Below are 13,407 nucleotides of genomic sequence, written 5' to 3' on the forward strand. Positions count from 1 at the left end.
GTCCCGCCCGTCCTTTTTGGACGGGCGGGACGCCCATCCCACAAACTTGTGGAAGTTATTTAATTCTCATTCCTTAGTTCCTTATGTCCAATTGCCAATTCCCAATCTAAAATCTAAAATCTAAAATCTAAAATCTAAAATCATTATGAATTATTTAACTAATTTGCTCGGTATTGGAGTAAGTATATTTTTGCTGGGATGTTCGCCGACTTTACCGATCGCGAATGCTGGTGCTACTGGTATTTTGGCGGCTGAGTCTCCTACGGCGACTACATCGGGTCAAGTGCTGCCTGTTTCTGCTAGAGCTCGGATAGGCGATCGCCCAATCGAACTCGAAGTGGCGAAAACACCGGAACAGCAGGCTATGGGTTTAATGTACAGAACTTCTTTGCCGGATGACAGAGGAATGCTGTTTGAGTTTAAACCTGCCCGGCGGGTCAATTTTTGGATGAAAAATTGCAAGATTTCTCTGGATATGATTTTTGTCCGGGATGGGGTGGTTGAGGCGATCGAAGTTTCTGCACCTCCTTGTACTGCTGATCCTTGTCCTACCTATGGGCCCGATACTGCTGTCGATCGAGTTATTGAACTCCGGGGCGGGCGGGCTGCTGAACTCGGTGTCAAAAAGGGCGATCGTATTGAAATCGAGTTTTTCGACTAAAACTTCGGACTGTTTCAGTAAAATCTGCACACAGACATAATCCCCCGGTTTCCATCCCCCAGAGAGCCCCCTGCCTTCGGAATACCCAAGAAAATTTAGAAACTTTACAAAAATTGATAAAATCTATTAGAATATTAATGTAAGATTCAGTACAAACACCGAAAGATTTGCTACGATGTCGATCTCAGTCAGTCAGGACTTGAGCTTGTTTCCGGAAGCTGTAGATGGTTGGTCGCAGGTATGAGACGAGTCAGCGACTCGTTACCAATCCTGAGAGACGATACTCAGCCTCAAGGTGTAGCAACACGAAAAGAAATTCTCTGGAAGTTCTGGCGATCGAGCTAAATCTACTAAACCTATCTAAAGTAATATGCTACGAGCCAAGTTAATTGGCGGGAATTGGCAAACTTAACTTCTGGTAGCAGTTTCGGGTTTTATCGAAATATCTAACTAATTTTGTCGAAGTAGATTTGCGGATTCTGCATTTTGGCAGATGAAGTTAAACTCTGAACTTGGTTTAGTAGTCTTTAGGTAGCAGAATTTATTCTGATTCGCGCTGCAAAGATGCCGAGGTATTCCGTTTAGGTTCGATCGCGATTACCAGTCGATCGGGCAGACATCAGCAAAATTGCAAAACCTTTCACTTTTTGGGAAAGGTTAGCTTTACAGTATCACTCAGCATTACGTTTGGCAGTTCAACCGCTAATAGCGTTTTAAAAGCTATCGACGGTAACAAGACAAATTTAAAACTGGCTTATTACTCATCAAAAACATCAGGTTCACATCAGAAAATGGTGTCCTATACTTATAGGTGAAATCACATGGCACCCGCTAAATACACTCGATTAATTCGATTTTTACAAGAAGACTTGGCAATTTCTCCCGCGTCAATTGCTGTCGCCGAACGTCGTGGCGGTGACAAACAGCGCCAGCGTGATAAAGACCCGAATTCCTTGCCGATGGTTCTGTGGCAATACGGTTTAGTCACTCTCGAACAGTTGGATAAAATCTTTGATTGGTTATCCGAAGCATATTAAAAGGATTTTAGATTTTAGAGATAATCCAAAATCTAAAATCCTTTAACAACTGAGATTAGGATTCAGCCAAGAATTTGGCAGCAGCGGCAACGCCGGCACCCGGAGTGTAGCCTTCATGACCCAATTCGCTCAGCACAACTTCTAAAGAGGAAATTGCTGCTAGAATATCGCGATCGCACACAAAGCCCAAATGACCGATTCGGAAGATTTTACCTTTCAAATGGTCTTGTCCGTCGGCGAGAGCAATGTCAAATCTCTTTCTCATCAAAGTCCGCACTTTTTGAGCATCTACGGATGCTGGCGGCATAACCGAAGTAATCGCAGGGCTGGCGGCTTTGTCAGCAGCAAACAACGGCAAACCTAAAGCTTTGACAGCAGCGCGAGTAGTTGTCATTAAGCGTTTGTGCCGCGCGAAAACATTTTCCAACCCTTCTGTTTTCATCATCTGCAGCGATGCTTGCAGGGCAAAAAACATATTGACAGGGGGAGTAAAAGGAGTGGTATTTTTGGCAGCGTCTTTGCTATATTTACCCAAATCCAAATAATAGCGGGGCAGTTTCGCAGTTTTGTAAGCTTCCCAAGCTTTGGGACTGACGGCCACAAAACCCAAACCTGGAGGAATCATGTAAGCTTTCTGAGAACCCGAAGCAATGACATCGATTCCCCAAGCATCCATCGGAATATTGACAGCGCCTAAGCTAGTGACAGCATCGACCATAATTAAAGCTTCACCGTGGGCTTTAACGTGGCGGTTGATGGTTTCGAGGTCGTTGAGGACGCCGGTAGAGGTTTCCGAGTGGGTAATGATGACAGCTTTGATTTGCTTCTCTGTATCTGCTTCGAGTTTTTCGCGGAAGTTTTCGGGGTCTAAAGGTTGGCCCCACTCAGCTTTAATAATTTCGGCGTTTAAACCGTAAGCTTCGGCAACTTCAGCCCAGCGTTCGCCAAATTTGCCGTTAGTGCCGACTAAAACTCGATCGCCCGCACTCAAGAAATTAATTATCCCAGCTTCCATCGCGCCGGTACCAGAAACCGTTAAACTCAGCACGTCACTTTTAGTTTGGTGCAGCCATTTGAGGTTTTCGGTACATTCTGCAAAAATCGCGTCAAATTCCTTGCTGCGGTGGCCCATCGGGTGTTTTGCCATCGCTAACAAGGCCGCTTCAGGCACCGGCGTCGGGCCGGGAATCATCAGCATTAATTTGTTGTCCATGAATATTGTCCTAAGTTTTCCTGTGGGAGTTCTATAGAATAAATCAAATACGATACGTCACGTCGCTACTCTAACTTTTTTAACTTTTAACTCCCTTGTGGTTAATTTCATTTAGAGACCAGCGGTGTTCTACCGCTAAGTTCGATCGCTCGCAGCTTTGTTCTAATTGCTTTTGAATGGCAAGGGCTTTACGCAGTGTAATAATAAGTTGGTGCACTTGTTGCTGCTGCGGCGATTGTGGACTGACAGCAAACATCGTTTTGCGCTCTAACAATTGAAGTAGCAATTCATAATGAATGTACGAAGGAAGGGGGATTGGCTCCATGAAAGCTAACATACCTCAGCGAACCGACACCCCATTGCAATTGCATGAGGCATCACAGGTGAACATTAGATGCCCGATTTTTTATTTGTTTTCTAACCGTACAATAACCCCTGCTTTGCCGATCGAATATTCGGGGCTGGGGGCGTTGGACACGCTAAATCTTGCGATCGACAGGCTTACAGAATAGATTTAATTGCTTTCTGGCAAAATATTTCTATGCAATATAGCTTTCAGTGCTATTTCTTTTTTACAGTAGCGCTTGAGTCGATGCAGGCTAGAAATTCTCATTATTTACCTACTTAATCATTTTTTATCAGAATTAAGGGTGGTTTGTCAAGCGGTCTCGCCTTTCACAGGCTGGGAGGGCGATCGGCAAGCGAGGCTAAAGCGGCACCCGGATCGGGCTGTTTGACTAGAGATTCGCCGATGAGAACGGCTTCGGCGCCTGCGGTGGCAAGTTTAGCTAGGTCGTCGGGAGTGTGGATTCCTGACTCGCTGACGATGAGGATGCCTTTTGCTTGGATTTCGGTTTGTCGATCGGCTAATAGTTGAGCGGTAGTTTCTAGGCTGACGGAAAAGTCTGCTAGGTTGCGGTTGTTGATACCGATCAGGTTGACGCCTTCTAGGGTTAATACTCGATCGAGTTCTTCGAGAGTGTGAACTTCTATTAAAGCTGTCATGCCCAATGTCTTGACAATTTTCACAAAGTATTGTAAGTCTTTGTCAGATAGAATAGCTGCGATTAAAAGTACAGCATCGGCACCGTGAATCCGGGCGAGATAGATTTGGTAGGGATAGATAATAAACTCTTTGCAAAGTAAGGGTAAATCGACGGCGGCACGGATTTTAGCGAGGTTGTCGAAGCTGCCTTGAAAGAACTTTTCATCGGTGAGTACGGAGATGCAACTGGCGCCGTTTTGTTGGTAAGCTAGGGCGATCGCCACTGGGTCGAAATCTTCGCGAATTACGCCTTTGCTGGGAGAAGCTTTTTTAACTTCGGCGATGATAGCGGGTGTGGTTTTGCCGTTTTTAAGGGCGGCAAGAAAGTCGCGGATGGGCGGTGCAAACGGGAGTTTTTTGTGAAGATCGGCTAATGGGGTGCGATCGCGCTTTTGGGCCACTTCAGCTTCTTTTTCCCAGACGATTTCTTCGAGGATGTGCTGGGGTTCGGCGTCGGGTACGGCGATTTGGTAGCTGAGGTAGAGTACGGAGACGGATGTGCTGGGGGGACGACGGCGGATTTGAAGCATGATAGGGGGATAAAGGGCGATCGTAACAAGTTTCAACGTATTATATAATGGTTACAGTAAATCCTCCTAGCCTGAGAGCTAATGCGTGCCAGCTAAAGATATTTATCACGATACAGTTAAGCGTGCCTTACAAAAGGATGGTTGGATAATTACTCACGATCCATTTCCCCTGCAAATTGGCCGCAAGCGTTTATCTGCCGACCTGGGTGCAGAGCGTCTAATTAATGCCGAAAAAGGAACCCAAAAAATTGTTGTTGAGGTCAAAAGTTTTGTGGGACGATCGGATGTAAAAGATTTGGAGCAGGCTTTGGGGCAGTACGTTCTTTACCGCCAAGTGCTTAATGAAATGCGGATCGATAGAAGTCTCTATTTGGCAATTTCTCAACCTATTTTTAATAGCGTATTTACCATTGAATTAGGACAATTGTTATTAAAAAATCAGATTATAAAACTGATTGTTTTTGATGATAAAAGTGAGGCGATAGTTCAATGGATACCCGATTAAGATACCAAGAAATTATCAAAACCATACTGCAAGAACACGCCAACTACCGCGCTGCCATACCTGACGGATATAATTCCCAAGTTCTCTTTGATGATGAACGAGGAAGCTACTTAGTCTTGGATATTGGTTGGAATGAGGCCAAATACCTTCACGCCACACCAATTCACCTCGATTTAATCGGCGATAAAATCTGGATTCAATATGATGATACCGAAGAAGGAGTGGCGACGGATTTACTGGCAGCCGGTATTCCTAAAGAAGACATTGTACTCGGTTTTCGCCATCCTAATGTGCGACAATATACTGAATTTGGAACGGGTTTGAGTGGTAAAGATGAAGGAAATGTTCCGGAAGCGGCTGTTGTTATGCAGTCAGCCTAAGTAGAGGACGGAGACTGAGGTGCTGGGGGGACGACGGCGGATTTGAAGCATGATAGGGGGATAAAGGGCGATCGTAACAAGTTTCTATTATATAAGGTCGCTCGCCCTTTTCAATTTATGATAAAATGCGATTAACTAAGTATTCGGAGATAAACCGATGCAATTAGAAGACTATTTTGAATTTCTCGACCCCGATGACATCCGCATCAAAGGACATCGGATCGGCATCGACGATGTAATTAAATATTACTTGGATGGATATTCGCCAGACCAAATTCTGGAAGAATTACCAAGTTTGAATTTAGAGAAGATTTACGCGACGCTAACTTATTATCTGCAAAATCGGAGGCAGATGGATGCTTATATGTTGCGGCTGGCGAAGTGGCGGGAAGAACGCTATCAGGAATGGTTGGCTAAGGAACCTTCTGATGTAGTAAAGCGTGTAAGAGCAATCAAAGCACAGCGAGAACAGGAGTTACTTCTACTCAAGTGAAAATTCGTTTTTTACTCGATGAAAATTTGCCACCTAAGCTGAAAAGTGCTGTTTTAAAACTCCAGCCGGAGATAGATATTTTGCGGGTGGGCGACGCCAATGCACCGCCATTAGGAACCCTCGATCCAGAAATCATCAGCTATTTGGAATCATCGCAAAGGCTATTGGTAACGGATAACCGCAAAAGTATTCCCGGACATTTGGAGGAATATTGGGCAACGGGAGGACAAATTTGGGGACTGTTTTGGGTGCGTCCAAGTGCAAGTTTAGGCAGATGGGCAGAAGAAATTGTGATAGTTTGGGAGACTTCGGAAGCTGAAGAATGGATTGATAAATTGGATTGGATTCCCTTATAAAAAATTGTTGTAAAATGCCTGAAGCTTAGCTATCCTGTAGGGAATCGCACATTTTGCCGCTAAAATCCCTTCGCTAACCCGCAAGTCCGCCGGGGGTTGAAAACCCCCGTCTCATAGCAAAAGTCCTCTAAAAGAGGACTGAAAAGCCAATTCAATAAACAAAGGTCGATCGCGCATTCCCAAATTTTACCAAAAGGTCGATCGCACATTTCTAAATTCAAGATAATTCGCTTGACGACAATATAATTTTTTCTTACTCACCGTTGGGGCGGGAATAGTTAGTTTTGACATACTCTTTTAGTAGCGGTGCAAGGGTAAAAAATGTGCGATCGCCCTCCGGGATTTTTTCAACTAATGAACGCCGTCCCAAGGATTGCATAACTTGCAAAAATTGCGATCGAGATAATTGCAGATTCTCTGGCACTTTTGAGAGGGAAACAGGCGCGGTTTCACTCGCTAGCCATGACATTACCTGTTTCTCCGACTCGGATAAGCGATTAAATGGCTGATGCAGTAAAGATTCTAAATCACCTAAAAATAGTGTATCATCCGACAAAAATTCCGATAGGCTGCCGTTAAACAAATCTTGAATCATTGTAGCAACTATTTTTAACCACAAGGGATTGCCTCTGTATTGTTCAATTAGTTCAGATAATTTTGCATCTTCAGTTAAACCTTTTTCTCTGATAATTTCCCCCGCTGCTGCACCTAAACCATTCAGTTGTAATGAGCGAATCGGCTGGTTTTTGCCTTCTAATGCGGCGATTTCTCTGGGTGTTTCCGAACCTATCAGGATTAAACAACTATTGTGAGATAATTCTCCTACCTGTCTGAAGAGTGTGCCGTAATCTTCATATCCAGGTTTATAATTGCCAGCAAATTGTCCGCTGCTATTTACCATTTGTACGTCATCGAGTATCAGCAGACAGCGGTATTTTTGCAAGTAGTTCAGTAGGGGCAAACCCCCCGTGGTTGCCCCTTCTTCTGGGAAGGGGGCGGGCACGGGGGCACCGCCCCTACTGAAGGCGGGCACGCCGTCGGCATTTGGGGCGGGCACGGGGGCACCGCCCCTACTGAAGAATTGAATTATATTTTTTTGAAGTGTTGACAGGGGTGGAGATGTGGCGAGACTTCGCCAGATGACGAAATCAAATTCATGTTTGATTTGTTCTACTAGGTTTACGGCGAGTGCGGTTTTGCCAATGCCGACTATGCCTAGTATGGCGAGTAGGCGGGTGTTTTCGTGGATAATCCACTGTTTGAGGGTAGCGAGTTCGGATGTGCGATCGTAGAAAATGCCAGACTTAGGCATTTCAGCTAAAAATTGACGAGATTTTGGTTCAGTGTTGCCTTTGTTTAGAGGTTCTTCATCGGTTGGTGAGGTGGGTAATTTTGGGGACTGTGAACTATTTTCACAGAAGTTGACGTTACCAATGTGTACAAAATCTTTATAGAAGTTCCCGAAACTTGAGAATTTTAATCGCTCGAGTGTGACTCTAAAATTTGATTTATTGACTTCTTCACCTAATAATTCTGATAGTAGCTTCCAGAATTCAGATGCAATATCCTTGATGTGACCTTCACTACAGTGAGATTCATCTGCTATTTTCGAGTATTTCTGACCTTGTAAAGTTCCCCGCAGTATCACCTCTTGCAGATTGTCTAAGTGTTTTCCCGTATTAATAAAAACTAGGTCGTCGGCAAGTTTTAAGACTTCTTGAACGTCCATAGGTCGGGTTAATGCTGGGGTTTTGCCTATTATATCCTACTCGATCCGACTTTTTCCGACCCGATCGAGTTTCTCCAGCTTTTTCTGGCGTGGGTAAATGGCAAATGATATAAAAGTGCCTACTTTTTCCGATTTTTTCCGACTGGACAAGACTGAGATTTTAGAGTCACAATCATATTTAAGAGGCACTATTATAGCTTTCCCATAGGAAAAAAATGACTACACAAGCATTATCCCTCCCCCAAGCAAACTTAGAAATGGTTCTCTGGCAAGTAGATGCCGATTCAATGAGTAGTAGCGATTTGTATGTCCGGTTAAATGATCTCGGCTTGCCCCACGAAGTCACCATCAGATTGCACGAGTTGGCTAGCTACACGAAAAAATCTGGTAACAAAGTGTTTGCTGTAGGGAAAATTATTCTGCTCAAAATTATCGAGTTTGTCAAAGCACATCCTAATTTAGCTACGGGCATTGCTCTAGGAGTTGCTGTGGGACTATTGGTACGTTCAGTACCAGTTATCGGCCCAGTGTTAGCGCCATTGGCCGCAGTGCTAGGTATAACTGTTGGTGCGCTCGCTGGACATAGACTAGATCAAGGCTACCGTCAAGTAGATGGGATAGTTGGAGTAGCACAAGACATTATTGAAGTCGCCAAATTGTTTTTTCAACTACTGATTGATGTTTTCAATGCAGTTTTTATCAACGTTATCACTGCTTAAATAAGAAAATTTGCAACAATCAGGAGGCTTAATATGTCAGAAAATAAAACAACTCAGGAGCAAATCCTTAAAGCGATCGAGCAATTGGAAAAAAATCCTCATGATAAGTTAGGAATTTTAGCTGATGTTGGGGTTGGTGTGGTAGGTGCGGGTGCTGCTGGTGCTGCTGTTGCGGCTTTCGGCGGTCAAGCCATATTTTTTGGGCTAATAGCGGTTGCACCCCCAGTAGGATTGGTTGTTGGCGGTGCAGCATTAGGTGCAGCAGCTCTCGTTGGAGCAAAGAGGATCATCGATGGCAATTTCAACGAAGGGAAAAAAGAAGCAATGCTCGACCAGTTAAAAGAACAGCTAAAAGAGGTTGAAAAAGAAGAAAGAGCATCTAAGGTTGGAGAGAGTGACAAGACAAAATTTATGGTTTCCTTGAAAGAACCAGTTAGGCTTAATCTAATTACCCCTCAAAGGGCTCAGGATTTAATGAGGGCTGTCGAAAGTGGTCAAATACATATCACAGAGGCAATTAAGATGGTTCACGCTATAGTTGAAGCAGCTAAACCCCAGTAGTCTTTTAAATCCACGACCTGAGAATGCTAAGCATAGGCTATGTTGTTCTGGTATTTCTGATAATTGACTTAGCTGCTGAAAGAGCGATCGCCCTTCTATTGTTGAGGTGCGATCGCTCTTTTTTTTGCTCTTCAGTAGTTAATATGCTAAATGAATAGCTGGCGCCAGGAAAGAAAGACAAATGAAGCTAGGAAAATAGCTGGGAGAGTCATTACCGGGGTTGACAGAGGAAGCTCATTTATTATTAAATATAAGCAAAAGCTAGAGGGGTGAGGTGGATTGAACAGCCATGAGAACGAAAAAGGAGATAAAGTTTTTAACAGAGCTGTTGAATATAGAGGGAATAAAAGTAATCTCACATCGCCAGTATGAAGGGATTGGAATAATTTTACAGGTGGAAGGAATCGGTAAGGAAAGTAACTGTCCACGTTGTGGAAAAAAAAGTCATAGATTACATCAAAATCATAGATACCTAGTCAAAGATTTACCTTGGGGAGAGAACTTCGTATTTTTAGAAATCAACCGACGACAGTTTAAGTGTGAAAAATGTCTCAAGCCATTTAGTGAAGAGTTGGAGTTGGTCAAAAAAAGAAGAACCTATACGAAACGGCTAGCAAGAGCAATAATCCAAGAAGTGTTAGAGAATGATATCCACAGCGTAGCGAAAAAAGGGGTCGTGACAACAGAAGAAATAGAAAGGATGTTAAAAGACGCATCGAAAGAATACTTAAAAGCCCAGCCTAGCGAGTTGAAGAGATTAGGGATAGATGAAATAGCTCTAATTAAAGGAAAAGGAAATTACTGTGCAGTATTAATAGATTTAGAGAAGTCTAAGCTAATCGCGATATTGGCAGGAAGGAAACAAGAAGAAATTAAGGAAGTAATGCTCGGATGGGGTAAAGAAGTATTAGAGCAAATAGAAGAAGTAAGTATAGATTTGTGGAAAAGTTACAGAAATGTAGTGAGAGAGTTGATGCCAAATGCTCAGGTGGTCGCCGACAGATTTCATGTAATGGCACAAATAAATAAGGAATTAGATGCCCAAAGGAAGGGAGAGAAGAGACAGGTAGAAGATTTAATTAAAAAAGCAGAATCGTCAGAAGAAAAAGCAGACCCGGAGAAAGTTTTAGAAGCATTGAAGAAAAGTAAATATGTGTTATTGAAGAACCAATCAGATATAAATGAAGAGCAAAAAGCTAAACTAATGCAAGTTAAAGATGTATTTTCTACTCTCAAAACTATGCTTGAATTAAAAGAAGAAATTAGAAGAATTTTCGATCGGGCTAATAATTGGTTAGTCGGTTTGTGGCAAGTGGGAAGATGGTTGTCAAGAGCTAAAAAATATTTTACCGATAGTCAGAACACTATTATTCGTTGGCTAGATGAGATTATTGCTTACTTCGATTATAAGACTACCAGTGGTGTTGTCGAAGGCATCAACAATAAACTCAAGTTGATTAAACGTTCGGCTTACGGATTTAGAAACTTTGAAAACTTCCGAGTTAGATGTTTGCTTACTTGGCAGTTTGATTGTTAGTTTAGCATACTAGCTAATGAAGAGCCAAAAATCCTCACCCGTTAGCAGCAGCAAAGGAATGGAGACAGAATTGCCGACTTACTTAAACAGCAAGTTTTAAATCTGCTAGCTGTCGCAAAGACAATGAACTGAACTCGCGCGCGCGCCCAAGTCCGAGAAAAAAAACTCGCCTCCCCTTGACAAGTCATACTCGTTATGAGTACGCTATAATAAGCAAAGGAATTGAACCCAAGTACCTAAGAATTTAAAATCATGCTGACGAACCAAGAAGGTCAAAGAGTACCCAAAGTCACCTTTCGCACTCGCAAAGACAACGAGTGGGTGGATGTCACCACCGATGATATATTTGCAGGTAAAACCGTAGTAGTGTTCTCGCTGCCGGGAGCTTTTACTCCCACTTGTTCGTCAACGCACCTCCCCGGTTACAACGAATTGGCGAAAGTTTTTAAAGAAAACGGCGTAGATGAAATCGTTTGCATTTCCGTCAATGACACCTTTGTGATGAACGAGTGGGCAAAAGACCAAGAATCAGACAATGTGACGTTAATTCCCGACGGTAACGGCGAATTTACTCAAGGCATGGGAATGCTGGTAGACAAAACAGATTTAGGTTTTGGGAAGCGGTCTTGGCGTTATTCGATGCTGGTAAAAGATGGCGTGGTTGAAAAAATGTTTATTGAGCCAGAGGAACCGGGCGACCCTTTCAAAGTGTCCGATGCCGAGACAATGCTCAACTACATCAACTCCGCAGCAACAAAGCCGAAGGTAGTTTCGCTGTTTACAAAAATGGGCTGTCCCTTCTGCGCTAAGGCTAAGGGAATGCTGAGTCAAAAGGGCTTGGATTATGAAGAAATCGTCTTGGGCCGGGAGATCACAACCAAATCGCTCCGGGCTATGACTGGGGCTACAACTGTGCCGCAAGTATTTATCGACGGCAAGTTGATCGGTGGTTCCGAAGCCCTAGAGTCTTATTTGGGTGTTGCTTAGTTAAACCAAAATACTTAGCTTGCAGGTGCACAGTGCACACCTTACTCGTTGTACGGTGTGCACTGTGCACCTTTGCCGTATTTGGGGATATTTAGCCTCAGCAAACTTCTGAGTCAAAAGTTCGATCGGTCTATTGATCCATTCTCGTGCAACAATTACTGGGGAAGTCATATTAAAAACGCAAGAAATGGGAGTGACCGATCGTGGATTTGAGTTTAGTATCGTCAAATATCTTAAATCCCCCAATATTAGCTTTTTTCATGGGAATGCTGGCAATTTTTCTCAAATCTGATTTAGAAATTCCAGCCCCCATCCCCAAACTGTTTTCGCTGTACCTGCTGTTTGCGATCGGATTTAAAGGCGGCGTCGAACTGTCCAAAAGCGGCATTGACCAGCAAGTTGCCCTGACAATTTTGGCAGCGATGCTGATGTCAATGCTAGTACCAATTTATACTTTTTTCATACTGAGGATCAAACTCGACTCTTACAATGCCGCAGCGATCGCAGCCACCTACGGTTCCATCAGCGCCGTCACATTTATCACCGCAACCTCCTTCCTCACAGCACAGGGCATCGACTTTGACGGTTACATGGTAGCCGCGCTAGCATTAATGGAATCCCCAGCAATTATAGTCGGTCTGATTCTAGTCAGTGTATTTGGCGGGGAAGAAGGAAAACGCGAAATAGTTTGGCCAGAAGTGTTGCAAGAAGCCTTCCTAAACAGTTCTGTTTTTCTGCTGATTGGCAGCCTAATTATGGGCGTACTGACAGGAGAACATGGTTGGGAAGTTATGAGTCCGTTTACTCAAGACTTGTTTTACGGAGTTCTGACTTTTTTCTTGCTAGACATGGGGCTGGTTGCGGCTAGCAGAATTAAAGATTTGCAAGAAGCAGGAGTTTTTCTGATCGGCTTTGCAATCCTAATTCCCATAGTCAACGCAGTAATTGCTTTGGTGATAGCCAAATTAATCGGAATGCCGCAGGGAGACACTTTGCTGTTTGCCGTATTGTGCGCGAGTGCCTCTTATATAGCAGTACCAGCAGCCATGCGCCTAACTGTTCCCGAAGCGAATCCAAGTCTTTACATTTCAACGGCCTTAGCAGTGACATTTCCATTTAATATCATTGTAGGCATTCCCCTGTATCTATACGGAATCAATATGTTTTGGAGGTGAGATGATGGAGTCAGTCAAAAGAGTAGAAATCATAGCCCACTCAGTAGAACTAGGCAAGATTTTAGATGGTTTAGACAAAGCTGGCGTACCCGATTATGCGGTGATTCGTGATGTCGCTGGAAAAAGCACTAGGGATCACGTTTCCCGTGATTCATCAATGACGGCGCTGGATAACATTTATGTGCTTGCTTTTTGTTCACCAGCTCAAGTTTCAGCAGTTGCAGAAAACATTAGACCCGTACTCAATAAATTTGGTGGGTCGTGTTTTATTTCAGATGCGGTGGAATTGCTAATTACTAGGTGCGTTGGGTAGTCATTAGTTATTAGTGATTGGTGATTATACCAATTCGGAAAATTTGAGCTACACATATAGCAATCCTCGCATCATTTGTGAATTTCTTACTCCCTCCCCGCGAGGTCGGGGAGGGTTGGGGTGGGGTAAAAAATTTACGACTCCTGCAAGGATTGCTATAGATTGT

General features: G+C 43.6%; 16 protein-coding genes. 12 read left to right on the top strand and 4 right to left on the bottom strand.

All coding sequences use genetic code 11. The features are described 5' to 3' along the window. Positions 1-145: 145 nt before the first annotated feature. A complete protein-coding gene (locus tag QT987_RS09720; RefSeq protein WP_333239328.1) occupies positions 146-661 on the top strand; it encodes a DUF192 domain-containing protein in 516 nt (171 codons plus the stop codon). Positions 662-1,482: 821 nt separating this feature from the next. Continuing rightward, positions 1,483-1,698 (top strand): DUF2949 domain-containing protein, encoded by a 216-nt coding sequence (locus QT987_RS09725; RefSeq protein WP_333069463.1) that lies wholly within the window; start codon positions 1,483-1,485, stop codon positions 1,696-1,698. 55 nt (positions 1,699-1,753) lie between these two features. Here the strand turns inward: QT987_RS09725 and QT987_RS09730 are convergent, their stop codons facing one another. The 3 genes from QT987_RS09730 to trpC all read right to left on the bottom strand — a co-directional run bounded on the left by QT987_RS09730 (position 1,754) and on the right by trpC (position 4,486). Next, positions 1,754-2,911 (bottom strand): alanine--glyoxylate aminotransferase family protein, encoded by a 1,158-nt coding sequence (locus QT987_RS09730; protein WP_333239331.1) that lies wholly within the window; start codon positions 2,909-2,911, stop codon positions 1,754-1,756. A 79-nt stretch (positions 2,912-2,990) separates the two neighbouring features. Next, positions 2,991-3,236 (bottom strand): DUF5340 domain-containing protein, encoded by a 246-nt coding sequence (locus tag QT987_RS09735; protein ID WP_041623669.1) that lies wholly within the window; start codon positions 3,234-3,236, stop codon positions 2,991-2,993. A gap of 350 nt (positions 3,237-3,586) precedes the next feature. Continuing rightward, a complete protein-coding gene (trpC, locus tag QT987_RS09740; RefSeq protein ID WP_333239473.1) occupies positions 3,587-4,486 on the bottom strand; it encodes an indole-3-glycerol phosphate synthase TrpC in 900 nt (299 codons plus the stop codon). 85 nt (positions 4,487-4,571) lie between these two features. Here trpC and QT987_RS09745 point away from each other — a divergent pair, with 85 nt between their 5' ends. From QT987_RS09745 to QT987_RS09760, 4 genes are all read left to right on the top strand, one after another. Continuing rightward, on the top strand, positions 4,572-4,991 hold the full coding sequence (locus tag QT987_RS09745; RefSeq protein ID WP_333239333.1) for an element excision factor XisH family protein: 420 nt from the start codon (positions 4,572-4,574) through the stop codon (positions 4,989-4,991). Further along, positions 4,976-5,371 carry a XisI protein gene (locus QT987_RS09750; protein WP_333239335.1) on the top strand — a complete coding sequence of 132 codons (396 nt, stop codon included), beginning with the start codon at positions 4,976-4,978 and terminating at the stop codon, positions 5,369-5,371. Before QT987_RS09745 ends, QT987_RS09750 begins: the two co-directional genes overlap by 16 nt. Before the next feature lie 157 nt (positions 5,372-5,528). After that, positions 5,529-5,864, top strand: coding sequence for a DUF433 domain-containing protein (locus QT987_RS09755; RefSeq protein ID WP_333090952.1), 336 nt, complete (start codon positions 5,529-5,531; stop codon positions 5,862-5,864). Then, complete coding sequence (locus QT987_RS09760) at positions 5,861-6,220, top strand: DUF5615 family PIN-like protein (protein WP_333204798.1); 360 nt, start codon at positions 5,861-5,863, stop codon at positions 6,218-6,220. Before QT987_RS09755 ends, QT987_RS09760 begins: the two co-directional genes overlap by 4 nt. Before the next feature lie 253 nt (positions 6,221-6,473). Here QT987_RS09760 and QT987_RS09765 read toward each other — a convergent pair whose 3' ends face one another. Beyond that, positions 6,474-7,949 (bottom strand): NB-ARC domain-containing protein, encoded by a 1,476-nt coding sequence (locus QT987_RS09765; RefSeq protein ID WP_333239337.1) that lies wholly within the window; start codon positions 7,947-7,949, stop codon positions 6,474-6,476. A gap of 215 nt (positions 7,950-8,164) precedes the next feature. Between QT987_RS09765 and QT987_RS09770 the strand changes: the two genes are divergently transcribed. The 6 genes from QT987_RS09770 (at position 8,165) to QT987_RS09795 (ending at position 13,241) form a co-directional block, all read left to right on the top strand. Beyond that, a complete protein-coding gene (locus tag QT987_RS09770) occupies positions 8,165-8,668 on the top strand; it encodes a hypothetical protein (protein ID WP_333239339.1) in 504 nt (167 codons plus the stop codon). Positions 8,669-8,701: 33 nt separating this feature from the next. Further along, positions 8,702-9,229: a hypothetical protein gene (locus tag QT987_RS09775; RefSeq protein ID WP_333239341.1), complete on the top strand. Its 528-nt coding sequence runs from the start codon at positions 8,702-8,704 to the stop codon at positions 9,227-9,229. A 289-nt stretch (positions 9,230-9,518) separates the two neighbouring features. After that, positions 9,519-10,766 (top strand): ISL3 family transposase, encoded by a 1,248-nt coding sequence (locus tag QT987_RS09780; protein WP_333239343.1) that lies wholly within the window; start codon positions 9,519-9,521, stop codon positions 10,764-10,766. Between the two features lie 252 nt (positions 10,767-11,018). Continuing rightward, positions 11,019-11,753: a glutathione peroxidase gene (locus QT987_RS09785; RefSeq protein ID WP_333239345.1), complete on the top strand. Its 735-nt coding sequence runs from the start codon at positions 11,019-11,021 to the stop codon at positions 11,751-11,753. Positions 11,754-11,956: 203 nt separating this feature from the next. Next, entirely contained in the window at positions 11,957-12,928 is a 972-nt protein-coding gene (locus tag QT987_RS09790; protein WP_333239347.1) for a sodium-dependent bicarbonate transport family permease, read from the top strand. A gap of 1 nt (position 12,929) precedes the next feature. Continuing rightward, positions 12,930-13,241: a P-II family nitrogen regulator gene (locus tag QT987_RS09795; RefSeq protein WP_333055079.1), complete on the top strand. Its 312-nt coding sequence runs from the start codon at positions 12,930-12,932 to the stop codon at positions 13,239-13,241. Positions 13,242-13,407 lie beyond the last annotated feature (166 nt).

It is taken from the genome of Microcoleus sp. SVA1B4 (assembly GCF_036700545.1).
Taxonomy (GTDB): domain Bacteria; phylum Cyanobacteriota; class Cyanobacteriia; order Cyanobacteriales; family Microcoleaceae; genus Microcoleus.

Coding starts and splice junctions, on each gene's coding strand:
- QT987_RS09720 (WP_333239328.1), top strand. CDS start 146: ATGAATTATTTAACTAATTTGCTCGGTATTGGAGTAAGTATATTTTTG.
- QT987_RS09725 (WP_333069463.1), top strand. CDS start 1,483: ATGGCACCCGCTAAATACACTCGATTAATTCGATTTTTACAAGAAGAC.
- QT987_RS09730 (WP_333239331.1), bottom strand. CDS start 2,911: ATGGACAACAAATTAATGCTGATGATTCCCGGCCCGACGCCGGTGCCT.
- QT987_RS09735 (WP_041623669.1), bottom strand. CDS start 3,236: ATGGAGCCAATCCCCCTTCCTTCGTACATTCATTATGAATTGCTACTT.
- trpC (WP_333239473.1), bottom strand. CDS start 4,486: ATGCTTCAAATCCGCCGTCGTCCCCCCAGCACATCCGTCTCCGTACTC.
- QT987_RS09750 (WP_333239335.1), top strand. CDS start 4,976: ATGGATACCCGATTAAGATACCAAGAAATTATCAAAACCATACTGCAA.
- QT987_RS09755 (WP_333090952.1), top strand. CDS start 5,529: ATGCAATTAGAAGACTATTTTGAATTTCTCGACCCCGATGACATCCGC.
- QT987_RS09765 (WP_333239337.1), bottom strand. CDS start 7,949: ATGGACGTTCAAGAAGTCTTAAAACTTGCCGACGACCTAGTTTTTATT.
- QT987_RS09770 (WP_333239339.1), top strand. CDS start 8,165: ATGACTACACAAGCATTATCCCTCCCCCAAGCAAACTTAGAAATGGTT.
- QT987_RS09775 (WP_333239341.1), top strand. CDS start 8,702: ATGTCAGAAAATAAAACAACTCAGGAGCAAATCCTTAAAGCGATCGAG.
- QT987_RS09780 (WP_333239343.1), top strand. CDS start 9,519: ATGAGAACGAAAAAGGAGATAAAGTTTTTAACAGAGCTGTTGAATATA.
- QT987_RS09785 (WP_333239345.1), top strand. CDS start 11,019: ATGCTGACGAACCAAGAAGGTCAAAGAGTACCCAAAGTCACCTTTCGC.
- QT987_RS09795 (WP_333055079.1), top strand. CDS start 12,930: ATGATGGAGTCAGTCAAAAGAGTAGAAATCATAGCCCACTCAGTAGAA.